We start from the raw sequence: 21,361 nt of genomic DNA on the forward strand, positions 1-21,361 counted from the left end.
TGATTCGAAAAGCATATGAATGCTATATTCTCTTTTTAGGGAGTATTTTCGTGTAATTTTTACAAACCTCTACTGCCATAAGAAGATCAAACGGATGAGACGGAATGGTGTAGAAAAAATTACAAATCATTCTTCCTGGTTCTTTTGTTCTACTCATGACGAAGCTCTTATTTTATACAGGAAACTGGATGAAAGTGATGTAGAAAAAGAAAGAAATAAACGCCTCTCTATATTGATATAAATGGTTATAATGGTATAATTTCTCTGAAACAAAAGGGAATGGAGAGGGATCTGATGATTTTAACGAAGCACGATCTTCACCACTACTTGGCACAGGATAAGAAAGCATTAGCCATTAAGCGCAAAAGACCTAAGTGGTTTGGGGATGATATATGGAAATATCAAAGGATTTTACGAAAATATGAATACTATTCTAATAGCGGCGCTACACTTCGCAAATGGTTTTATCGCTATTTACATAAAAAGAAAGGCATGCAGCTTGGCTTTGATATTCCGATTGGTGTCTTCGGCCCTGGCCTTAGAATCAATCATACGGGTCTCTTAATTGTGAACAAGCATGCAAAAATTGGGGCATTTTGTGATATTCATCAAGGGGTGAATATTGGTCAGAACCATCATGAAAAGGATGTGCCAACCATTGGGGATCATGTATGGATTGGCCCTGGTGCTAAGCTGTTTGGGGACATCTATATTGCAAATCATATTTCAATCGGAGCAAATGCTGTTGTAAACCGTTCTTTTCACGAGGAGAAGATTGTTATTGCAGGTGTGCCTGCGCAAAAGGTAAAAGAAAAAAGCCCTTCTTCATGAAGGACCCACCTGATAAAAAAGAATGATACCGATCAAAACAGAGATGAGCAGCATGAGATAAAACAAGATCGTTAAAATGAGAATGGTCCAGCCAAGTCCCTTCCTCTCTGTCTTGATCAAATAAATACCGAGAACGATGGTACTAAATAGGACACCTAAAATGGCCCACAGCCATTTGTCTTTATCATGCTTTGGCGCATCAAACCATAAATAAATGGCAACAGCAAGTGAAACGAATAACCCCGTAATTCTCACGTTCAAACTCCTCCTTATGTAAATTACATGTTCTCTATTATGCTTTTTAGCCCCCCTTCTTCTTCAGTTTATTCAAACATTCGATCCTTTTGTCCTAAAACGATTCATCATTGTTAAGTAGCATGTCGCGGGAGGCTTTTCCATTCCTCTCTCAGCATCCCATAGCGCATCGAATCATAATATTCTCCTTGATAGTAACGGACCTTTCGCAGTCTCCCCTCAAGGACAAATCCGCATTTCTCTGCGCACCGCATCATCCGTTCATTTCCCGACCATGTGGTAAGACCAATTCGAGGGATATCAATGTGTGTAAATAACTCATCAGTCCATAGACTTAACGCCTTTGTCCCAACGCCACCGCTCCAAAAGCGCGAGTCATAAATGAGAATGCCGCATTCAAGCCACCGTGTACGTTCATTCTCCCAATAATATGACACGGTGCCTTTGATTTCGCCGTCTATTTCAATGCCATATAGCTTTGGCGGAATGGATGTGTCCTGTAAGTATCGTTTTTTAAATGCAGCAAGCGGGATTTCGTGTTCATAAAAATATGGGGCATTCCACTTTCGATAGGACTGATCTGGTGCTTTGAATTTTAAATGCCATACCATCTCTAAATCGGCTTCGTTTAATGCTTGTATGCTCACATGCTCTTCCTTTTCCCTTTTCATCTGTTCACGTTCCTTTACTTTGTCGTTCTTTTTGCTAGATGACGGTACTCGATAGGCGTCATGCCTTCGTTTTGCCGAAACAGTTTAGAAAAATAAGTAGGGTCGTCAATGCCTACGTGATCAGCAATAGCTGCGATTTTATCATTCGTTGAGGCAAGCATGCTTTTGGCTTTTTCGACCTTGAGACGATTGATGTATTGGTTTGGCGTCAGTCCATATACCGTCTGCATGCACCTTGTCATGTAATCAGGATGATAATGCAGCTTCTCTGCAAGCTCTTCCATTTGTAGTTTCTTCATAAAGTGACGCTCAAGATAATGAACCACTTCTGAGGCGACATTCTCCTTTGCACTTGGAATATGAAATGCTTCTTTTTGTAAATGAATGAGCATTTCCTCAAACTGAAGCTGCTTTTTCAGCGGCAGTTCAGACGCGTCATCATTTAGTGCACGCATTGCTGAAAGATGTTTTTCGAACACATTTCTTCCTTTCACTTTTCCTATACGAGGCAGGCTAAATTCATATGTTGCCGGCTTTTCAAAGGTGGCTTGATTTTGTTTCATATCAAACCAGTGTTCTCTCAGCCGATTCGTCAACTCAAATGGATCAATTGAAAAATGCAGCCACTCATAGTGAGTTTCTTCTTCGCATGGCAGGTGTCCCCCATGAGACAAGCCAGGTGAGAGAATGATATATTCTCCTTCTTTTACGTGATGAGCCTCTCTGTCTTCTGTGATCCATAGTTCCCCCTTTGTGACATAAAGAAGATCAAACACAGTGAAGGTTCTAGAGATATGTCTTTCTCCTTGATGAAATACACCTTTGCCTGAAGCAATATAAACCGGGAACGGCGGTACAGTAAATGTAATAAATCGATTCATATTCATCCCCTTATGAAGTCGGATTTCTCCAATAAGTTTCGGTTTCATCTCTTCTTATTATAGTCGATGCAAGGTACACTATAAATCGGATTTATACGAAAGGAGGTTGATTGATGAAACCTCAATCACTGCCAATTCAAAAGGTTCAAGCTAGGGGTAAGAAAACCCATCCTTCATTATTTGCATTAACTTGGCCTATTTTTATTGAAATCTCTTTATATATGCTCATGGGAAGCGCGGATACCCTCATGCTCAGTCAATATTCCGATAATAGTGTTGCCGCAGTTGGTGTAAGCAACCAGCTCCTGAATTTATTGATTGTCATGTTCAGTTTCATTACAACTGGAACGACGATTGTGATTGCGCAGCTTTTAGGAGCTAGCCGCAGGCAGGAAGCGACTCAAGTCGCCTATGTCTCACTAGGAACCAACTTCTTGATTAGCTTTGTCATTAGTCTTCTCATGTTTGTATTAGCTGTTCCCATTTTACACCTGATGGGCCTATCAAGTGAGCTCATGCCGGATGCGGCGGTATTTTTACAAATTGTCGGACTGCTTTCTTTTATTCAAGCGCTCATTATGACGTATAGTGCTATTTTAAAAAGCTATGGATATACAAGAGATACGATGTATGTCACCATCGGAATGAACTTGCTAAACGTTGCCGGTAACTATCTGGTCATTTTCGGTCCGTTTGGCTTCCCCGTATTAGGTGTGATGGGGGTCGCTTTTTCTACCTCACTTGCTCGGTTGATCGGATTAATGGCAATGATCCTCATTGTACGCCGCCGAATTGGATTACGCTTTTCACTGAAGAAGATGTTTCACATCCAGCGGACACATTTAAAAAAGCTTCTGAAAATCGGGATTCCTTCTGCTGGAGAGCAGCTTTCTTATAACGGCTCTCAAATGATCATTACACTGTTTATTACGTTTATGGGGACGCAGGCATTAGCAGCAAAGGTCTATACTCAAAATTTAATGATGTTCATTATGCTATTTGGTGCAGCCATTAGCCAAGGGACACAAATTTTAATCGGGCGCCATATTGGGGCGAAGGAATTCGATGCTGCCTATCACAGATGCATGAAAAGCTTATACTGGGCCATTGGCATCTCCCTTCTTTCTTCCACTGCTTTATCTTTATCATCGACGCATTTGCTTGCTTTCTTCACTAGCAACAGCGAGATCATTCAAATCGCCGCCACACTCCTCCTATTGACAATTATTTTGGAGCCGGGCCGTTCTTTTAATATGGTCATTATTAATTCCTTGCGGGCTGCTGGTGACGCGAAGTTTCCAGTGTATATGGCGATGATTTCAATGTGGGGCATTGGGCTTCCGATCGCTTACTTTTTAGGCATTCAGCTTGAGATGGGTCTCATTGGAGTTTGGATTTCTTTTATCGTGGATGAATGGGTAAGAGGCATCTTTATGTATAGGCGGTGGCGTTCAAGGGTATGGACAGAGTATCGCTTTTCTTCCACATAAAAAGGACTGCGGGTGCAGTCCTTTTTTACGTAATATCTTCTAAAATAAGTTCTTTTTCCTGCTTTGAAATAAATGATCGCTGTGTAAACACGCGGTATTCATTTTCTCTTGTTTTATCTAAAATGGCTTTATAAAAATGAGCAGCTGCTTTCACTGATATACGTGAATAAAGCGGGAATTCATGAAGATGGTCAAAAAACTCCTCGTAGTATGCCTCTGCCTCAAAGGCAATGTACTCCCATACGTGCTGAAATGCTTGATTGACAATGCCTTCTTGCAATTCTTGCTCTGTATATCCGAATTGATCCATGACTTGCTTTGGCAAATAAATGCGGTCTCTTTCAGCCTTATCCTCGCCGATGTCACGAAGGATGTTGGTCAGCTGCAAGCCAATCCCTAATGAAATGGCTGCTTCTTTCAGCTGTTCTTTTTTACGCGGTGCAATAATGGGAAGCAGCATAAGCCCAACGGTACTAGCCACATGGTAGGAATAGATGAGCAGTTCATCTAACGTTTCATACCGATGCTGCTCTAAATCCATCTCTTGACCTTGGAGCAAGTCACGGAACGGGGCTTCATCCATACGAAACTCTTGAAATGTATGTTCTAGCGCCACCCACATCGGATCATTCCGATCTACCTCACCATGTAAAAATCGATCAAACGTCTCTCGAAAGGATGCAAGCTCCTCTTTTGGCGAGGGGGACTCATCTACAATATCATCTGCTCTCCGGCAAAAGGAATACACAGCCCAGACGGCCTGTCTTTTCTTTTTAGGCAGCATGGAAAAGGCACGGTAAAACGTTTTAGAATGGGTTTGAATCGTCTCCTCACATAATTTCAATGCTGTTTGTACATCAACCACTTAGCTTCACTTCCTTTCTGTCATTCAAATCTTTTAACAGCACAGAAGCCATCAGCTTCGCACTTTGCATCACGATCGGCACTCCGCCCCCAGGATGGATGGAAGCACCTACTGCATAAAGATTGCCCGTCTCAGCTACCTTCACTTGCGGGCGGAACACACCTGATTGAAACAAGTTAGGCGCAAGTCCAAAGCTGCCGCCTTCAAACAATCCTTCTCGCAAGGAATCATTTGGTGTTCTGATTTTTTCCCAGACAATCGACTCTCGCAATCTTGGAAAGCCTCTTTTCTCAAGACGATCCACCATTTTCTCTACAAAATCTGTCTCCTCTTCCCAGTTGATATGATCTCCTGTGGGAACGGGAATCAGCATATATAAAACACTACAGCCTTCCGGGGCAAGAGATGGATCAATGATCGATGGATTAAACGTATAAAACGACGGATCTTGAGGGATCGTCTTCGTTTGAAAAACCTCTTTCATATGCTGATCAAAGTGTTCTCCCATAAAAAATTGGTGAACAGGCGCATCATGGTACATCTTGTTTAACCCTAGATACACCATCACACAGCCAGAAGACGGCACGTATTTACGCCGATCTTGTTCGTCTAAACCAAGCTGTTTTAACGCAGCTGGATAATCTCCGTTGATCACAAATGCATCAGCTGCTATACGGTCGTCACTGACTTTTGCTCTAACCACGCGTTTCCCCTCAAACTCTAGCTCCGTGACTTCTTCATTTTTTCTTACATGCACACCCATTTTTATGAGCTGCCTCTCCAGTATATCTACTAAGCTCGCATAGCCGCCTTTTAAATAGTAGATTCCATGTGCGTGCTCACTATATGAAACGAGCGAATAAATAGCAGATGCTTCATACGAGTTCCCTCCGACATAGAGGGTTTGCAGTGCGTATGCATCTCGCAGGCGTTCGTCTGAGAAATACTTTTTCAGAGCACTTTGAACCGTTCGATACGCCTTTAATTTCATTAAAATCTTCATGTTTGCTTTTGTAAAAAATGTACGTTTTTCATGAAATGATTTCTCTAGAAAGGCTTGCTGCCCTTCTTGAAAACGGTCTGTCATTTCTTCCATAAACCTTAGAAATCCTTGATCTTCCTTTGGAAATACACGTCTGATTTCCTCTAGCTGACGAAATGCATCAGAGTACTTCGTGTAGGAGGTTCCATCTTGATATTGAATCGTATACAGCGGATCAAGCTGCAAAAGATCAAGAGATGCTTCGTCCATTCCAACCTCATGTAAAATACCTTTTAACATATCAGGAAGTAGGACAATGGTCGGACCTTCATCTACTTTATATCCTTTCTCACGTACAAAAGCAAGTCTTCCGCCAAGTCGCTCATTTTTTTCGACAAGCGTGACATCATGTCCAGCTTTTTTTAAATAAAGTGCTGAGATCATCCCGCCAATCCCGCCACCTGCAATCAATATATGTTTTTTCATGAGGCACTCCCCTTTTCTTGGTGCGGCAATGTTTTGTGCGTATGTTTCTCTTTTGAAAGAATCGCATTTGTCGTGATACGTGCTGATTCTAAAATGGTCGGCAGCCCGCTTCCTGGGTGCGTCCCTCCTCCTACGAGCCAGCAATGGTCCAATTCATCAAATTCATTGTGCGGCCTTAGGACCATCATCTGCGTCAGCTGGTGGCCAAGGTTAAATGTAGCTCCTTCGTATACGTAAAGGTCTTCCTCCCATCGCTTCGGTGTGATCATCCGTTCGACTTCTATATGCTGTCTCACATTCTTAAAACCGGTTTTTCGCTCAAGTGTGTCCAGCACAAGTTCTCTAAATTCATCTTGATGCGCTTCCCAGTCAATACCGCTTTGATTGTTGGCAACAGGTGCCAGCACATAAAGAGCTGACTTTCCTTTTGGCGCAAGCGAGTCATCTGTGACACTTGCATTTTGAATATAAATAGAAGGATCATCTGGCAGCTCATACGTTTTCGTTATGCCTTTGACAAATTGAGCATAATCATCGGAAAATACGATGGTATGATGCGGCTCCTCATACATGGTATCTAATCCTAAATAAAGCATAAAGGTGGAGCATGAGAATTTTTTCTTTTTTAATTTTTTCTCGCTATATTTCTTTAAAAGTCCTGGCTCTACAAGCTTTGTCATCACATGTGCAAAGTCTCCATTTACGACAACCTCATCTGCCTGTATTTCTTCCCCAGATTCTAAGCGAATGCCTTTTACTTTCCTGCCTTCCGTCAGCAATTTTTCGACGCCAGCTGACAGATGAATCGTCGCTCCAGCTTCAACCGCTGCTTTTGCCATCGCTTCTGACAGCTGATTGACCCCGCCCTTCGGATGGAAAACACCTGTGTCATGTTCCATAAACGATAGAATGGAGAAAGCACCAGGGCACTCCCACGGTGACATGCCTAAATACTTTGATTGAAATGTAAACGCATATTTCACTGATTCATTTGAGAAATAATCTGACAGCACATCATATAAACTCTTATTCAATGAAAGCTGCGGAAGTGCTTTGAGCACCTTTGGACGCAAATAGTGATGAAAACGATCCATTTTACTTTGTAAAATAGGTGTAAGCTGATCCATTTTGCGCTTTGTATCGTTCATAAATCGTAAATACCCTTCGCCCTCACCAGGTGCAAAGGCTTCTAACCGTCTATACATTTCATCACGATCTCGAATCATATCTAGCTGATCGTCTTGAAAAATCAATCTATACATTTCTTTTAATTCGATCACATCAATATAGTCATAAAGATTTTTACCAGCAAAGGTGAACAGCTCCTCTGCAATATGAATCATGCTGAGAAAGGTAGGACCCGTATCAAACGTGAAATCACCGAGTTGAAACTTAGAGTTACGTCCGCCAACAAAGGGCTGTTTTTCGTATACCTGAACATCATGTCCTTTGCTTTGAAGCATCATAGCTGCCGCAAGTCCCCCTGGTCCTGCTCCGATCACAATGATTTTCATTATCCTTTTTCCTCCAAATTAATTCACTTTAAGTTAATTATACAAATTAGAAAGATTAGATCAACTTTTGATGTGCTCTATTCGTCTCATGCTATGTATTAAAAAAGCCGGCTTCCCTTCAACAAATGTAAGAAAGCCGACCCTTTATTACGCTTCTATATCAATTCGATACGTTTCAAACCAATGATGAATCTGCGCCAGATGAGCGATTAACTGCGGGCCCTTCATGAGCTGGCCATACCAAGGCACTTGAAAGGAGGCTCCTTCCGTTTCAATCAGCTGGTTTAATTGATGTGGATCTAGAAATTCGTGAAGGACAGAATCTTTTTGCGCAAGGCAATCTGTTAACATCTCTTTCACAGCCTGGGTATAGGCTGGATGATGTGTTTTCGGATAAGGACTCTTCTTGCGATAAAGCACTTCATTCGGTAAAATTCCCTCTAATGCTTTTCGTAAAACCCCTTTTTCACGATTTCCATGCATTTTCATTTCCCAAGGAATATTCCACACATATTCGACAAGGCGATGGTCTGCAAATGGCACTCGTACCTCAAGACTCGCCCCCATACTCATTCGGTCTTTTCGATCTAGCAGCGTTGTCATAAACCAGACCATATTTAAGTAAAAAAGTTCTCTCCGGGCTTTATCCACTCCAGTTTCTCCATCTAAAAGAGGCGTTTCAGCCACGGTTTCTTCATATTTGCTTTGTGCATATTCTCTTAGTGACAGCTTCTTTTGCCACGAATCTTGTAAGAGCTGCGTTCTGGCTTCCGTCGATCTCATCCAAGGAAAACCATTCGTTTCATTTGCCGCATGGAACCAAGGATAACCTCCAAAAATTTCATCCGCACATTCACCTGACAAACCGACAACAAAGTCCTTTTTAATTTCTCGACAGAACCAAAGCAAAGAAGAATCAATATCTGCCATACCCGGTAAGTCTCGGACCTCAACCGCTTCCTTCAAATAAGCAACCAGCTCCTTTTGTCCAATGACGCAGCTGTGATGATTCGTTTGAAACGCCTTGGTCATGCGGTCAATCCATGGACCGTCAGCATTCGGCTGGAATTGACTTGCTTCAAAGAATTGATCATTTCCTTCGTAGTCAACCGAATACGTATGAAGCGGTGCTTTCCCTATTTTCTCAAAGTGCTTAGCGGCAATGGCGGTAATGGCACTCGAATCGACGCCACCCGATAAAAATGTACAAACAGGCACATCAGAAACGAGCTGTCTTGTGACGGCATCTGTAAAGAGATGCTTGACGTGCTGTGCGGTGTCATCAAGTGAGTCCGTATGCACCTTGCTTTTGACATTCCAGTATCTCCACACACGCAGTCCGTCTTTTGAAAAAGTCAAAGCATGAGCAGGTCTCAGCTCTTTTACCCCTTTAAACACTCCTTGCCCTGGTGTTCTAGACGGTCCTAAACCAAAGATCTCCGATAATCCTTCATGATCGACTTTTGCTTTCATATCAGGGTGAGCAAGTAGCGCTTTGATTTCCGAACCAAATAAAAAGGAATGATGACGTTCTGTATAGAAAAATGGCTTGACGCCGAGCCGGTCTCTCCCTGCAAATAATAATTCACGCTCACTATCCCAGATCACAAATGCAAAAATACCATTAAAATGGGTCACACACTCTTCCTTCCATTCTGTGTAGGCGTGAAGAAGAACCTCTGTATCAGAATGCCCAAGAAAGCGGTGGCCCCTTTTTAACAATTCTTTTCTTATATCTTCTGTGTTATAGAGCTCTCCATTGTATACAACGGTATAAGCATGGTTTTGATGTGTATATGTCATCGGCTGTTTTCCGCCTTCTACATCTACAACCGCTAACCTTTTATGCCCAAATAGAACGTGCTCACTTTTCCACGTATTTGTATCGTCTGGCCCTCTTTTAGATAATGTATCTGTCATTTGATTGATTACATGATCCTGTTGGATGAGCTGCTTTTTAAAGTCTGCCCAGCCTGTTATTCCACACATCATCATCAGCTCCCATCCGTTTTTCCTCAAGTGTTCTCATTCAGCCTTTCTTAGTTTATGCATCGTCTCCTTGATAGTTGATTTGTCCTTTTTTTCTCGGGCGTATAGGACAAGCATGATTTGGTAAGAAAAGAAAGAGGAAAGGAGCTTTTGCAAATGGAAAAACGAATGAAGCAGCTTGAACGCTGCAGTCGAAGATGGTGCAGCGGGTATTTACTGATTGAAAACGGGTATTGTCTGATTGAAGATGAAGAAGGAGACATCATGCTGCCAGAAAGTCTTCAAAGCACGATGATCTGTTTGAAGGAAAATGGCAGGTGGACAAAAGGGGAACTGCTCGGGTCCATGATACTTCATGAAAGTGGGCAGCTAGTAGAAGTACAAGGCGGTGAAGCGATTCAATATACGGCATCACTTGCCAAAGGATGGCTTGACCTCCTGATGTTCGTTCCTGAAAACGTTTTTTATGAAATCATTGCACAGGTAGAGCAGCTTGGTTTTTCCGTCTACGATTGTGTTTTCTCCTCCTTTCATTCTTTTCAACGAGTTTCTTTCTTTCAGTTTTCGACAGATTCACAATCACTTGCCCTTCAATGTCACCATGACTCCGCCGCAGGTCAAATTCGTTTTGAATGGACCACTTCTGACGGTCACCGGTCGGTTTCACAGTTTGATGGCATATAAAAAGGACACTGCTTCGTATAAGCAATGCCCTTTTTATGTTAAAAGATATGGAAACCGATCGGCAGACGTAAACCGAGAAAAATGGTCACAATGGCGAATACGATAAAACCAATCAATACACCAGTCACCGATTTTCCTTTTTTCTTGCGTACAAGAACCATTTCCATGAAGCCAATCACAAGGATACCGAGAATCATTTTACCGATATACTCGCCACCGAAACCTGGAATTTTCATTCCTGTGCGAACATACAGCTCTACGCCTGTTGCGATAATGATCAAGTACAATAGTCTGACAATCATGTGCACAATTTTAGCACCTTTGTCATTTTTACCTGCTAGAGCAAAGGCAACGAAGAATAAAATAATCCCTAGCACCCATGCTGTAATATGTAAATGCGTTCCCATCTGTTATTTCCCCCTTTATCAGAACAATTACCTTCTCATCGTACCACGAAATAAGTCGAACACAAAGCGACAATCCTGTGTCATCGCACTCTTTATTTGACGCGATTCGATAGCGTTCCAATCGGCTCAATCGTGATGTCAATTCGATCCCCTGAAGCTAAGAACTTAGGCGGTTCAAAGCCTTTGCCAACCCCAGAAGGTGTTCCCGTTGCAATGATGTCACCAGCTTCTAGTGTCATCCCTTTTGAAAGAGTAGAAACAATATTCTCGATGGAGAAAATCATTAATTCTGTACTGGCAGACTGGCGAACCTCTCCGTTTACCTTTGTTTCCACATGGAGCGCACCATGATCCTCGACCACTGACTTATGCACAATATAAGGTCCTATCGGGCAGGTTGTATCTAAGCTTTTACCTATGAAAAATTGTTTGTGTTTTTTCTGCAAATCTCTTGCCGTTACGTCATTTAAAATGGTGTAACCGAATAGATAATCACGGACCTCTTCAGGTGCAATATTCTTCCCTGATTTGCCCATCACGATCGCAAGCTCCCCTTCATAGTCCAGCTCACTGGTCACATCTTCATGAAGGAGAATATCCGCTTCATGTCCAACGACTGAAGTAGGTGCCTTTGTAAAGATCATCACATCTTTAGGAATATCCGCTGCACTTCCCATCTCCATGACATGATCTTGATAATTCTTTCCAACACACATGATGTTTTTAGCTGGCTTTGGAATCGGCGCATGGAGTTTCACTTCCGAAAGCGGATATACATAAGAACCGCGGTCTTCTTCTTTTTTCTCAGCCCAGTCAAGGAGCTGTTTGACATGCTCAACAAACTTGTCCCCCATATTAATACATTCAGCTAAAGAGTTTGGCAGTGTCTCAAGCTCAAATAATTTGGCTTCTGCCTTTTTGACGTCCATGACCCATTCATCATCAATCACTACCCCAATAAACATTCTGCTATGTATCTCACCTGTAAAAAACTTCATGTCTTCCCCTCACAATCTTCATTTCGCTAAGTGATGATGTCTCATTTTATTTCTCTATGAAATAAAAAAAACCCTTTTTTATCATACTCTCTTTTAAAAAGGGTTTCAAAAAAGATGATCTGATGTTTAGCGGTAGCGGCGATACTCCCACATGTTCCCTTGGTCCCATTTGCGATCAACATTTCCTCTGCTGTGGGAATGATGCTTTTTCTTTCCACATCTTTTGCAAGAGCGGCTGCGTTTATGGTGATGAGAACGTTTAGATCGATGGCAGCTTCTATGGTGATGAGATCGTTTAGATCGATGGCTGCGATGTGACTTGCGGCAGCTTTTCTTATGATGGGATCTGTGTTTGCTGCGGCATGATTTTTTCGGTTCACTCTTTTTACTTCTGCAAGATTTCTTGCTTTTGCACGACTTTTTACTTTTGCATGGTTTCTCACTTTTCACGCTTTTCTTTGAACAGCGACTTTTTTTCGAACGATAGCTCTTACAGCTTTTTTTACTGCGGTGTGATTTACGGCATTCGCCTCCACCAAAGAACCAATGACGGCGTTTTGAATGGCGAGAACGTGCTGACTTGTGCGATCGTCTCGATTCTGGTTCACGATCTAAGTGATGATCACGTCCTTCACTTCGAAGTGAATCCACTGCATGTTCAATATGTGAATGATCAAATGTGCTCACGAACGATTCCCCTCCCAGTCTATACTTTGACAAAACAAACAGATCAAGCTGTTTATCTTCTCTGCTTTATGTTACGAGACTTGGTAGACAAGTGTTCTTGGCGGATGCCCCTTTCTTTTAAAACTCCATGAATACCTAACAAGCGGGTACAGGACATTCCTTCACTTTCATATCGTAAAGAAGAGCATAGGAGGCTGATGAACGCATGACCACAGAACCTTTAAAGCAAATAGATATTTGGATTCATCCAAAGGACTTGATTGAATTAAGAAAAGACATATGGAACGATGAACCTGTTGAGGCCATTTTGAAAACCGGCCAGACCAAATCACACATTTATGCTTCATACCGCGGGTCTCACATTAGAAAGCTGAAAAAAAAGTCCTATCAAATTGAATATCGAAAGCCAAAGCAAAGACAAGGCGAATCTATCTTTCATTTAAATGCAGAATACAATGACCCCTCGTTTATCCGAAACAGACTGTCCTTTTATTTCTTCGAGCAGATAGGGGTGCTAAGCCCGGCTGCGTCTCATGTGTTTCTCACTATAAACGGAAGAAAAGAAGGCATTTATTTAAAAATAGAATCTGTTGATGAGCACTTTTTTCAGAAAAGGCAGCTTTCAGGAGGCGGCATTTATTATGCAGTCGATGACGATGCCAACTTCTCCCTTTTGAGTTCGTTTGATAAAAAGCCCAAAAAACACCTCCTCCTCGGGTACGAGAAAAAAACGGGGACTTCTCAACACGATCAGCAGCTGAGTGAATTTATTTACTTTCTCAACACAGCGAAAGATGACATATTTGCAGAAAAAATTGAGCAATACCTAGATGTAACACAGTATTTCCGCTGGCTCATTGGTGTCGTGTGCACACAAAACTTTGACGGCTTTGTCCATAACTACGCTCTTTATGTGAATGAACAAGGAAAATTTCAAGTACTTCCTTGGGATTATGATGCGACATGGGGCCGTGACATTCATGGAGAAGAAATGGCATTTGATTATATTCCAGTAAACGGCTTTAATACTTTAACTGCTAGGTTACTAGATATCCCTTCATTTAAGAGAGCCTATTACACGCTTTTTCAGCATGTACTCAATACTCATTTTTTAGAAGACCGGCTTTGTCCAATCATCGAAAAATGGCATGCTTCTATCGAGAACCGAATTGGAGATGATCCTTATACGAGAGACCGCAAAGACATCCTACAATCAGAACGAGAGGTCATCCGGCAGTATATCAACAAAAGACGACGTTATTTACAGGCTGAAATAAGAAAAGAGATATATGGCACGTAAGGACGCTTTCGAATTTTGTCACTTTATTACTCATATTGACGAAACAGCTTTTTTTATAGAAAAATAGGGTATACTAACCATATCCTTCTATTATATAAAAAATGTGAGAGTTGGCGTCCGTTATGATCAATTATGAAATTGAACAAAAAAGATTACATTTAATTGAGACAGCAAAAAAATTCGGGATGAATGCCGAAGAAACCATCAGGTGCAGTCAAGAGCTTGATACACTCTTAAATAAAGGCATCAAATACACCTCGAATGAATGCTCTAAAAAAGGGTAAACCATACACCTAATTCCTCTCATCAAAAGCTTTCAAAAAGACAATCACACATTAAAAGACCCATCATAAGCTATGGTGAAACGCCCAAAAACAAAGTGCCTTATTTTTATAAAGGATGTGCACCGCTATGCCGGCTATTGTTGGAGCCTTTAAAGTAAATGCCGTCGGAACGAGCGGAGTCGTTCATGTTGGAGACTGTATCACCATTTCTCCAAATAGTCAGGTTAAAACGTTTGCTGGCGCAGGCAGTTTTAACACTGGTGATCAATTGCGCATTAGCAACTATAAAAGTGTGACAAATACGTACGACAGTGATGTCATTGATCAACCGCTTGTTGGTAACTTGTAAGGAGTGAGAATCCGTTGAACTTCTATATTAATCAAGCGATACAAATTAATTATTTGCGTGTAGAGTCTGTCAGTAACTCCTCTGTGCTGCAAATTGGGAGCGCTGGTTCAATTAAAGCTCTTTCTAATCTGTATAACACGGGCAGCTACGTAGAAGCAGCACCTGCCGCAGCAGGTACACAAGGAATTGAAGAATCCCAAGGCGCAATCACAACACCTTTTGTACCGCTTCAGTCACCAACAACTTAAGTTCATCTGCTATCCCCGGAGGTGTATGTCAATGTATGATTATCAAAGCAACGCTTCACAGGTGCATGGCATCATTCAAAAGCAAACACAACAAATTATGATGCTTGAAAAAAGGCTTAACGAACTTCAGCAGGAAATGCAAATGATCAAAGATAAACCGACAACGACGATTGAACGGATTGATTATCAATTTGATCAACTGAAAATCGAGCGGCTTGAAGGCACACTGAACATCGGCCTCAATCCATCTGATCCAAACAGTGTTCAAAACTTTGAAGTGGGCCAAACAACAACCCCGGGTATTGGAATGATGCAGCAAGAAATGGCTGATCAATTTTTCAATCAAACACGCCAGCTTGTCGACGCATTCTTAAATGAAGAAGCGCCAGAACTTCTTGAAGAGCTAGAGCAGCGATATGAAGGGTCTCTTGATGAGAGCAACAAACACCACATCATTGAGGACATTCGCAAGCAAATTGACAGCAGAATCAAATACTATGCAGGACAGCTCCCGCACCGGGAAGATATGACCCCGCTGCAGCGTTCAGAGCAAATTGCTGAATATGTGAAGCATGATGTCAAACGAGCGATTGAGCATTTCTTAGCCCATATTCCAAATGAAACGAAAGGAGAGGAAAACGGATGAATTTCACAGTCGTCAACCGCAACATCGAGACCGGATGCATTAAAGTAGTTGGGGTTTCGTCCTCTTCCCTATTTATCATCGGGGACACAGATCATGTACAATTATCCTCCATTTTTGATACACCGCCAGAATCTCTTATCATTGGCCCGTTTGTTCCTCTGGCACCTCGATAATGATAAAGCGCACATCTCAAGTGAGTTTCACGAAGGTGAATTCTGTGGGGATTTCAAGTGTTGTTCAAATCGGTGATACGCAGGAGCTATGCCCGAAGGTTAAGGTGTTAGCTGTTCAACGAACCATTAGTTTGTTTTATGGCAATGAAGCAGAAAACTTAAATGCGAAAGAATTTGAAGTGTATTATGAGCCTATTCCATTGATGCTGCCGGAACGATCCGTCAGAACAGCATTTTACCATGAAAAGCCTGTGATTAAAGTGTCTTCAATACATGTAGAAGGGGTGTCTTCCTCCTCTGTGTTTCAAATTGGCTCTACGTGTGGAGTGAATGGCGTTGCAAGAGTGAAGCATATTCGAGAGTTATTTAGCAACGACGAAAGTCCGCCAAACTCACAAATGGACCTACCTACGCATATGATGGTGATATGACTTCGAATAAAGGATGTCGATTATGCCAGCAATTGTCGGACCCATTTACATTAACTCTATTTCTGGAGGCGTCGTAAACGTCGGTGACTCATTCTACCTGTCGCCTAAAAGTTCGTCAAAATCTGCTTTAGGCTCTGGAGCGGGAAATACCGGAGATTTCTTGATATTAAATAATGGCATCAGCGCCACCAACTATGTGGATCCTGACTTAAATGATCAGAATATGGTAGGCAATGCATAAAGCAGCTCCTCTACAGTCATTTCATTTAGAGGAGCGCTTTTTATGCTTATTTTTTTCTGCGTTGTCTCGATTTTTTTGTTTTAACCAGCTTGCTTGCCGGCTGTTTTCGAATCCATTTGATGTACGAAGCAAGCTTTTCATCCTGCCTTAGTGCATCAAGTGTGTTCAAGCGTGCGGCAAGCTCCTGGTTTGTAAAGAGTGCATGCACTTGTTTATGGCAGGGGATACACAGGAAGGCAGTCGCTAAAAAAGCCCCACCTTCTTCTCTTGGTGTTAAGTGGTGTTCTGTGAGCAGGACATTTTGTCTTCCGCACAGCTCACATAATCCAATGGTTTGCTTTGCCACCCTGTCATCACCTCAACAATTACATTAATTCCATTGAGACCGTTGTCCCTTTCCCGCTTGGATCTGCTGGATGGACAATCAGTTTCTTCGGCAGTCTCATTTTCAATTCTTCCACGTGGCTAATCACACCAACTGCTAAATTGTGAGACTGCAGTTTCTCTAATGCGGTAATGACCGTATCAAGCAAGTCTTGATCGAGCGTACCGAATCCTTCATCAAGGAAAAAGAATTGCAGCGGGAATTCACCTCTCAGCTGAATTTGTGCAGAAAGAGCAAGGGCAAGCGCCAGCGATGTCAGGAAGGTTTCCCCGCCGGACAAGCTGGACACAGGACGCCTGACACCACCATTTGCATCATCACGCATAACAAAGCCGCCTTCTGAGTCGACCTCAATCGCATATCTTTGTCTCGTCAACATACCCAAGCGGGCGGATGCATCACGACTGACACTTTCCAGCTGTTCTTCTGCTAAAAATTCAACAAACGTATTCCCTTTAAAAACGGTTTGCAGTTTATCGAGGCGATCAATTTCTTGCTGCAGTGCTTCCAAGCGTTCGTGAATACTTGCAAAGCGCTGATGATTTTCTTCAATCACACGCAGGTGTTCATGTGCGGACCCACTCATTGCTGTCGCTTCTTCCAATGCTTTTTCAGCTGCATCTTTTCTGTGCTGAATGTCAGTCCACTGCTTTTCATCCAGTGACTCTTCTTTCAGTAATTCAGAAATTCGCTTTAAGTTTGCGGCACATTCCTTTCTTTTATCCTCAAATTCCTCCATTTCCTGTTTGACCGATTGACGTACTGCCTGTTCCATTGAAGCAGACTCAATTTCCTGCGGCATATGAAAAGGAGAGGATTCTGTTTCTTTTTCCCATGCTGCTTCTGCTTCTTGTTTTCGCCGGTTCGCCTCTTGAAGCTGACGCTCACTGCTTGAAAAATGGCTTTGCGCCTCACTAAACAACTGCTGCGCGTGCTGCAATTGCTTGTACGATTGCTGTTCTTTTTCATTAAGAAGAGCAAGAGAATGTTCAACCTCAATAAGTTCATCAGAAATAGAGGCAGCTTTTAATGGATATCGGCCTAAATCTGTTTCATATTGATGGATAAGCTGATGCTGACTTTCTAGCTGATGCGCTAGTTTATCAAGTTCTTTCTCGACATTGTATATCGCTGTCTGCAGCTGCTCTTTTGCTAGCTGTTTTTCTTCCAAAAACGAAATGCTTTTCTCAATACGTTCTTTATAGCCTTCCGCTTGTTGGTCCTTTTCATCGATTTGCTTTTGCAGCTCTTGTACTTGATTCAATGTAAAATGAGGGAAGGCCTGTTCAAATTGAGTCGTTTGCTCTGAAAGCTCAGATTGAAGCTCTTTGATCAGCACCTCTAATTCTTCGATGCGCTGCTGTTCAAAAGTCATTTGCTCTTTCATCTTGCTCATCTCTGCTGCTTGATTATGCGTTTCATCCATTAAACGAGCTCGTTTACGTTCAACTTCTTGAATATCCTGCTTTATGCCTCTCCATTCTTGCATCAGATCCTGCAAAGACTGCGGATTTTGTACGGTTTCTACTGCTGCAGCTACTTCTGCTCCCGGGGCTTTCTGAGATAAGAAAGCGAATTGTTTCACTAATTGATTGGCATTCGTTTCGAGGAGCTGCTTTGCGGCATACATGTCTCTCGCATACTCCTCTGCCTGCTTGAGCTCTTTGTCCATCCGTTGAATGACTTCATCGACTTGTGCCACGGTTTCTTCATGGTCATTGGATTCCAAAGCCTTTGGATCATGATGAATTGATCCACAAACCGGACATGGCTCACCATCTACTAGCTCTGCCGCTAATTCTTTTCTTAATTCAGCCGCCCTTACAACATCACGCTGTTTTAATTTTTCGAGCTTCTGATGTTGTTCTTTTTTACTCCATTCTGTTAGAGCTCGTTCGAATTCACATACATAAAAATAGAGGTGTTCAATTGCTTGAAACGATTGGTCTATTTTTTCATGATGGTCGTTTTGCTGTTTTTGAAGCTTTTCATATGCTTCTGAAGTCTGTGAGGCTCGCTTTTTGAGCTCCTCCAGCTTTTGCTTTTCTTTTTGAATGCTGCGGTTTATTCTTTCAACATTTTCACTTAAACGTAAAGCATCCTGTACACTTTTCCGTTCTTTTACTGAGACTTGTAACTGCTCCAGCTCATGCTTCAGCTGTGTTTGTTTCGTCAGTGCACGCTCTAATAGAGATTGAAGATTGTCCGCTTCTTTTTTCTTTTGTATGAATTGCTGCGTTTTTTCATTTTTTTGCTGTTCTATTCCTGTCTTTTCCTGAAAAGCTGTCTCTTTTTTTCGTTCAATTTCCTTTAGATGAATCAGCTGCTCTTTCTTTTGGAGAAGTTCTGGCTCAGTCTCTATTTTCTTTTGCCGGGCTTGCTCATACTCATGCGTCATTTGATCATAGATCGTTCGTTGATGCAGCAGCTGCTTTTCTGCTTCCTGCTTCTCCTTTGATGCTTGAGAAAGCTGTTTTTCAGCCTTTGTTAATGCATCCGCATAGGGCTTTAGCGCCTCTGCCTGCTCTGCGATATTGAGCTTGGCCTTTTTCTCTTCCATTGATGGTGCCAGTAGATTCAGTTTGTTTTGTTCAGTCTCATAAGCTTCTTGTTCCTTTTGATACTGCCAGATCGCTTGCGCCTTTGTAAAAGCAGTGAACGCTTCGTCCCGCGCTTGTTTTTTCTCATGAAAAATGGCTTTTGCCTGCTCTGCTGCTTCCTTTGCTTTTGCCAGCGCCTCTGGGCCAGCTTCCCCTAAACCATTCAGTTCAGCCAGCAGTTCATTTTTTTGCCCATATTGATTCTGAGCTTTTGCACGCAAACGCTTGACGAGCTGATCCCCATACTTTTCCAAGTTAAACAACCGCTGAAGCATTTGACGTCTGTCTGCCCCTTTTAGGGAGAGAAATTCTGCAAATTTCCCTTGAGGTAAGACAACCGCTCGCGTAAAATCATCAATGGTTAATCCGAGTAATTCTTCTACTTTACGATTGACCTCACTCGCTTTATCTGCGAGAACGGTCTGCGTATCACCGATTTCAATCAGGCGGCATAATGTCGTTCTGACTTTCATTTCATCCGCTCGTTTGAAAGCACGTTCAACTTTATAAGAAATATGGTGTTCCTTTTGCAAAGCAAATGTAAAGGAAACCGACAGCTTTTCTTCCGCTTGGTTCAAAATACCATGTGTATTATTTAACGCACGTTCCACTTTGCCATAGAGTGCCAGGGTCATGGCGTCTAATATGGACGACTTTCCACTTCCTGTCGGTCCAAATATGCCAAACACACCTGCACCACATAATGAGCTAAAGTCAATTGTTTGTTCTTCTCTGAAGCTATGAAGTCCTTTAATGGTCAGCGTAATCGGCTTCAAGTCGCTTCCTCCTCTTGCATTTCATTGGCTAGCTCTAAAAACAGTTTGACTGTTTTTTCATCGGGTAGACCGCCACCTGTCTGGCGCTCATAAAATTTCACGAACCGCTCTTCGATTGAGAGCTTTTCCACTTGCTTTTGCTCTTCTATTTGCTGTAGTTCTTTGAACTTTGGTCGAATGTGAACAAACCCACTATGCTGCTTACGGAGCTGATGAATCTCTTCAATAGAGAGCTGGTCTGTTAAATGAATCTCTAAATCAATCCACGCCTGAAGATCACGTTTTTCATCCAGCCACTCGTGCACTTGACTCAGTCCCTCAGTCGCCTTCCATTTCACAAGTGGTTTTCCGCTTGATAAAAACACTTCTTTCCAGCTTGCCTTTTCATTAGGTTTTGCCTCTACAATTGTGACTGATTTGGCATAGCCTGATTCAGAAAAGCTATAAGCAAGAGGTGATCCAGAATACCGGGCAATCGTTTTGGCACGTTTGATCGTTTGCGGGCGGTGCAAATGACCAAGTGCAACATAGCAAGCTGCTTCTGGCAGGCTTTCAGCCGCAACGGTATATGCGCCGCCTACTTCAATCGGTCTTTCTGAATCTGTTTGACTTCCTCCTGCCACATAAATGTGGCTTGTTGCAATATTAACTGTATCCGGCTGGAATTGAGTACTTAAATGTTGAAACGCTTGTTGAATTTTTAAATTGTAATGATCACGAAGCACTTTCTCTTCAAATGTTTCAGCCAGCACCTCATTTAGTCTAGCCTCAGACGGATAAGCGAGTGCTGCAATGGATAAACGTTCACTCGAAGAAGGAACATCGACACGGATGATGTCATTTGTCGGATATCCAATTAAATGAATACCCTGATCATTTGTTAAAGGAGATGCGGCTGATAAGCGATCCGGATTATCGTGATTGCCTGAGATGACCACTACCTGCCGTTTTCCTTTATCAGATAAGGCAGATAGACTTTCATAAAAAAGCTGCTCTGCTCTAGCAGGCGGATTCACTGTATCAAAGGCATCACCGGCCATCACAATGACATCAATGTGTTCGTCTTTCACGATTTGATACAGTTCATCTAAAAACTGTGCTTGCTCATCAAGCCGGCTTCGACCTTCAAGGGTTTTCCCTAAATGCCAATCCGCTGTATGCAGAATCCTCATGTGATTCACCTCTCAT

At 42.3% G+C, this 21,361-nt stretch carries 24 protein-coding genes and 1 pseudogene; 11 read left to right on the forward strand and 14 right to left on the reverse strand.

Annotation, left to right across the window (positions count from 1 at the left end; all coding sequences use genetic code 11):
- The first annotated feature begins 294 nt into the window (after positions 1 to 294).
- Positions 295 to 831: a serine O-acetyltransferase gene (locus C6347_RS08490; protein ID WP_034663405.1), complete on the forward strand. Its 537-nt coding sequence runs from the start codon at positions 295 to 297 to the stop codon at positions 829 to 831.
- Here the strand turns inward: C6347_RS08490 and C6347_RS08495 are convergent.
- The 3 genes from C6347_RS08495 to C6347_RS08505 all read right to left on the reverse strand — a co-directional run bounded on the left by C6347_RS08495 (position 826) and on the right by C6347_RS08505 (position 2,638).
- Entirely contained in the window at positions 826 to 1,086 is a 261-nt protein-coding gene (locus tag C6347_RS08495) for a hypothetical protein (RefSeq protein WP_044139886.1), read from the reverse strand. The two genes, C6347_RS08490 and C6347_RS08495, sit on opposite strands and share 6 nt — an antisense overlap.
- 113 nt (positions 1,087 to 1,199) lie before the next feature.
- Positions 1,200 to 1,757, reverse strand: a complete 558-nt coding sequence (locus C6347_RS08500) for a GNAT family N-acetyltransferase (protein WP_106031485.1) — start codon at positions 1,755 to 1,757, stop codon at positions 1,200 to 1,202.
- Positions 1,758 to 1,771: 14 nt separating this feature from the next.
- Positions 1,772 to 2,638 carry an AraC family transcriptional regulator gene (locus C6347_RS08505; RefSeq protein WP_060595967.1) on the reverse strand — a complete coding sequence of 289 codons (867 nt, stop codon included), beginning with the start codon at positions 2,636 to 2,638 and terminating at the stop codon, positions 1,772 to 1,774.
- A gap of 113 nt (positions 2,639 to 2,751) precedes the next feature.
- On the opposite strand from C6347_RS08505, the gene C6347_RS08510 reads away from it, so the two are divergent.
- Positions 2,752 to 4,128, forward strand: a complete 1,377-nt coding sequence (locus C6347_RS08510; protein ID WP_060595966.1) for an MATE family efflux transporter — start codon at positions 2,752 to 2,754, stop codon at positions 4,126 to 4,128.
- A 25-nt stretch (positions 4,129 to 4,153) separates the two neighbouring features.
- Here C6347_RS08510 and C6347_RS08515 read toward each other — a convergent pair whose 3' ends face one another.
- The 4 genes from C6347_RS08515 to asnB form a co-directional block, all read right to left on the reverse strand.
- Positions 4,154 to 4,993, reverse strand: a complete 840-nt coding sequence (locus tag C6347_RS08515) for a phytoene/squalene synthase family protein (protein ID WP_060595965.1) — start codon at positions 4,991 to 4,993, stop codon at positions 4,154 to 4,156.
- Positions 4,986 to 6,461, reverse strand: a complete 1,476-nt coding sequence (locus tag C6347_RS08520; RefSeq protein ID WP_106071578.1) for a phytoene desaturase family protein — start codon at positions 6,459 to 6,461, stop codon at positions 4,986 to 4,988. Before C6347_RS08520 ends, C6347_RS08515 begins: the two co-directional genes overlap by 8 nt.
- Positions 6,458 to 7,975 carry a phytoene desaturase family protein gene (locus tag C6347_RS08525; protein ID WP_106031482.1) on the reverse strand — a complete coding sequence of 506 codons (1,518 nt, stop codon included), beginning with the start codon at positions 7,973 to 7,975 and terminating at the stop codon, positions 6,458 to 6,460. Before C6347_RS08525 ends, C6347_RS08520 begins: the two co-directional genes overlap by 4 nt.
- A gap of 147 nt (positions 7,976 to 8,122) precedes the next feature.
- Complete coding sequence (asnB, locus tag C6347_RS08530) at positions 8,123 to 9,964, reverse strand: asparagine synthase (glutamine-hydrolyzing) (RefSeq protein WP_106071579.1); 1,842 nt, start codon at positions 9,962 to 9,964, stop codon at positions 8,123 to 8,125.
- 156 nt (positions 9,965 to 10,120) lie between these two features.
- Here asnB and C6347_RS08535 point away from each other — a divergent pair, with 156 nt between their 5' ends.
- On the forward strand, positions 10,121 to 10,648 hold the full coding sequence (locus C6347_RS08535; RefSeq protein ID WP_066031062.1) for a DUF2777 family protein: 528 nt from the start codon (positions 10,121 to 10,123) through the stop codon (positions 10,646 to 10,648).
- Between the two features lie 38 nt (positions 10,649 to 10,686).
- Here C6347_RS08535 and C6347_RS08540 read toward each other — a convergent pair whose 3' ends face one another.
- The 4 genes and pseudogenes from C6347_RS08540 to C6347_RS19695 all read right to left on the reverse strand — a co-directional run.
- A complete protein-coding gene (locus tag C6347_RS08540) occupies positions 10,687 to 11,055 on the reverse strand; it encodes a YisL family protein (RefSeq protein WP_066031063.1) in 369 nt (122 codons plus the stop codon).
- Between the two features lie 92 nt (positions 11,056 to 11,147).
- A complete protein-coding gene (locus C6347_RS08545; protein ID WP_060595961.1) occupies positions 11,148 to 12,053 on the reverse strand; it encodes a fumarylacetoacetate hydrolase family protein in 906 nt (301 codons plus the stop codon).
- Between the two features lie 41 nt (positions 12,054 to 12,094).
- On the reverse strand, positions 12,095 to 12,433 hold the full coding sequence (locus C6347_RS19690) for a hypothetical protein (RefSeq protein ID WP_181185448.1): 339 nt from the start codon (positions 12,431 to 12,433) through the stop codon (positions 12,095 to 12,097).
- A gap of 232 nt (positions 12,434 to 12,665) precedes the next feature.
- A pseudogene (locus C6347_RS19695) lies at positions 12,666 to 12,740 on the reverse strand (CotG/ExsB N-terminal domain-containing protein); the annotation flags it as partial.
- A gap of 205 nt (positions 12,741 to 12,945) precedes the next feature.
- Between C6347_RS19695 and C6347_RS08555 the strand changes: the two are divergent.
- The 8 genes from C6347_RS08555 to C6347_RS08590 all read left to right on the forward strand — a co-directional run bounded on the left by C6347_RS08555 (position 12,946) and on the right by C6347_RS08590 (position 16,412).
- Positions 12,946 to 14,040 carry a CotH kinase family protein gene (locus C6347_RS08555; RefSeq protein WP_066031065.1) on the forward strand — a complete coding sequence of 365 codons (1,095 nt, stop codon included), beginning with the start codon at positions 12,946 to 12,948 and terminating at the stop codon, positions 14,038 to 14,040.
- A 122-nt stretch (positions 14,041 to 14,162) separates the two neighbouring features.
- Positions 14,163 to 14,324 (forward strand): aspartyl-phosphate phosphatase Spo0E family protein, encoded by a 162-nt coding sequence (locus C6347_RS08560; protein ID WP_012009503.1) that lies wholly within the window; start codon positions 14,163 to 14,165, stop codon positions 14,322 to 14,324.
- A gap of 127 nt (positions 14,325 to 14,451) precedes the next feature.
- Positions 14,452 to 14,673 carry a spore germination protein gene (locus C6347_RS08565; RefSeq protein WP_003211745.1) on the forward strand — a complete coding sequence of 74 codons (222 nt, stop codon included), beginning with the start codon at positions 14,452 to 14,454 and terminating at the stop codon, positions 14,671 to 14,673.
- A gap of 14 nt (positions 14,674 to 14,687) precedes the next feature.
- Entirely contained in the window at positions 14,688 to 14,921 is a 234-nt protein-coding gene (locus tag C6347_RS08570; RefSeq protein ID WP_060595958.1) for a spore germination protein GerPB, read from the forward strand.
- Positions 14,922 to 14,952: 31 nt separating this feature from the next.
- Positions 14,953 to 15,567 (forward strand): spore germination protein GerPC, encoded by a 615-nt coding sequence (locus C6347_RS08575; protein WP_066031066.1) that lies wholly within the window; start codon positions 14,953 to 14,955, stop codon positions 15,565 to 15,567.
- The gene (locus C6347_RS08580; protein ID WP_060595956.1) at positions 15,564 to 15,740 is read left to right on the forward strand and encodes a hypothetical protein; all 177 of its coding nucleotides are present in this window, start codon (positions 15,564 to 15,566) and stop codon (positions 15,738 to 15,740) included. Before C6347_RS08575 ends, C6347_RS08580 begins: the two co-directional genes overlap by 4 nt.
- A complete protein-coding gene (locus C6347_RS08585) occupies positions 15,740 to 16,171 on the forward strand; it encodes a spore germination protein GerPE (RefSeq protein ID WP_060595955.1) in 432 nt (143 codons plus the stop codon). The genes C6347_RS08580 and C6347_RS08585 overlap by 1 nt, the downstream gene beginning before the upstream one ends.
- 22 nt (positions 16,172 to 16,193) lie before the next feature.
- The gene (locus C6347_RS08590) at positions 16,194 to 16,412 is read left to right on the forward strand and encodes a spore germination protein (protein ID WP_003211468.1); all 219 of its coding nucleotides are present in this window, start codon (positions 16,194 to 16,196) and stop codon (positions 16,410 to 16,412) included.
- Between the two features lie 46 nt (positions 16,413 to 16,458).
- Here the strand turns inward: C6347_RS08590 and C6347_RS08595 are convergent, their stop codons facing one another.
- From C6347_RS08595 to sbcD, 3 genes are read right to left on the reverse strand one after another with little or no spacing between them, the layout of a single operon-like run.
- Positions 16,459 to 16,758, reverse strand: a complete 300-nt coding sequence (locus tag C6347_RS08595; protein WP_060595954.1) for a hypothetical protein — start codon at positions 16,756 to 16,758, stop codon at positions 16,459 to 16,461.
- 19 nt (positions 16,759 to 16,777) lie between these two features.
- Positions 16,778 to 20,173, reverse strand: a complete 3,396-nt coding sequence (gene sbcC, locus C6347_RS08600) for an exonuclease subunit SbcC (RefSeq protein WP_106071581.1) — start codon at positions 20,171 to 20,173, stop codon at positions 16,778 to 16,780.
- Positions 20,170 to 21,345: an exonuclease subunit SbcD gene (gene sbcD / locus C6347_RS08605; RefSeq protein WP_060595952.1), complete on the reverse strand. Its 1,176-nt coding sequence runs from the start codon at positions 21,343 to 21,345 to the stop codon at positions 20,170 to 20,172. Before sbcD ends, sbcC begins: the two co-directional genes overlap by 4 nt.
- Positions 21,346 to 21,361 lie beyond the last annotated feature (16 nt).

The organism is Bacillus sp. NMTD17 (assembly GCF_002998735.1).
Lineage (GTDB): Bacteria > Bacillota > Bacilli > Bacillales > Bacillaceae > Bacillus.

Coding starts and splice junctions, on each gene's coding strand:
- C6347_RS08490 (WP_034663405.1), top strand. CDS start 295: ATGATTTTAACGAAGCACGATCTTCACCACTACTTGGCACAGGATAAG.
- C6347_RS08500 (WP_106031485.1), bottom strand. CDS start 1,757: ATGAAAAGGGAAAAGGAAGAGCATGTGAGCATACAAGCATTAAACGAA.
- C6347_RS08505 (WP_060595967.1), bottom strand. CDS start 2,638: ATGAATCGATTTATTACATTTACTGTACCGCCGTTCCCGGTTTATATT.
- C6347_RS08510 (WP_060595966.1), top strand. CDS start 2,752: ATGAAACCTCAATCACTGCCAATTCAAAAGGTTCAAGCTAGGGGTAAG.
- C6347_RS08520 (WP_106071578.1), bottom strand. CDS start 6,461: ATGAAAAAACATATATTGATTGCAGGTGGCGGGATTGGCGGGATGATC.
- C6347_RS08525 (WP_106031482.1), bottom strand. CDS start 7,975: ATGAAAATCATTGTGATCGGAGCAGGACCAGGGGGACTTGCGGCAGCT.
- asnB (WP_106071579.1), bottom strand. CDS start 9,964: ATGTGTGGAATAACAGGCTGGGCAGACTTTAAAAAGCAGCTCATCCAA.
- C6347_RS08535 (WP_066031062.1), top strand. CDS start 10,121: ATGGAAAAACGAATGAAGCAGCTTGAACGCTGCAGTCGAAGATGGTGC.
- C6347_RS08540 (WP_066031063.1), bottom strand. CDS start 11,055: ATGGGAACGCATTTACATATTACAGCATGGGTGCTAGGGATTATTTTA.
- C6347_RS08545 (WP_060595961.1), bottom strand. CDS start 12,053: ATGAAGTTTTTTACAGGTGAGATACATAGCAGAATGTTTATTGGGGTA.
- C6347_RS08555 (WP_066031065.1), top strand. CDS start 12,946: ATGACCACAGAACCTTTAAAGCAAATAGATATTTGGATTCATCCAAAG.
- C6347_RS08560 (WP_012009503.1), top strand. CDS start 14,163: ATGATCAATTATGAAATTGAACAAAAAAGATTACATTTAATTGAGACA.
- C6347_RS08565 (WP_003211745.1), top strand. CDS start 14,452: ATGCCGGCTATTGTTGGAGCCTTTAAAGTAAATGCCGTCGGAACGAGC.
- C6347_RS08575 (WP_066031066.1), top strand. CDS start 14,953: ATGTATGATTATCAAAGCAACGCTTCACAGGTGCATGGCATCATTCAA.
- C6347_RS08580 (WP_060595956.1), top strand. CDS start 15,564: ATGAATTTCACAGTCGTCAACCGCAACATCGAGACCGGATGCATTAAA.
- C6347_RS08585 (WP_060595955.1), top strand. CDS start 15,740: ATGATAAAGCGCACATCTCAAGTGAGTTTCACGAAGGTGAATTCTGTG.
- C6347_RS08590 (WP_003211468.1), top strand. CDS start 16,194: ATGCCAGCAATTGTCGGACCCATTTACATTAACTCTATTTCTGGAGGC.
- sbcD (WP_060595952.1), bottom strand. CDS start 21,345: ATGAGGATTCTGCATACAGCGGATTGGCATTTAGGGAAAACCCTTGAA.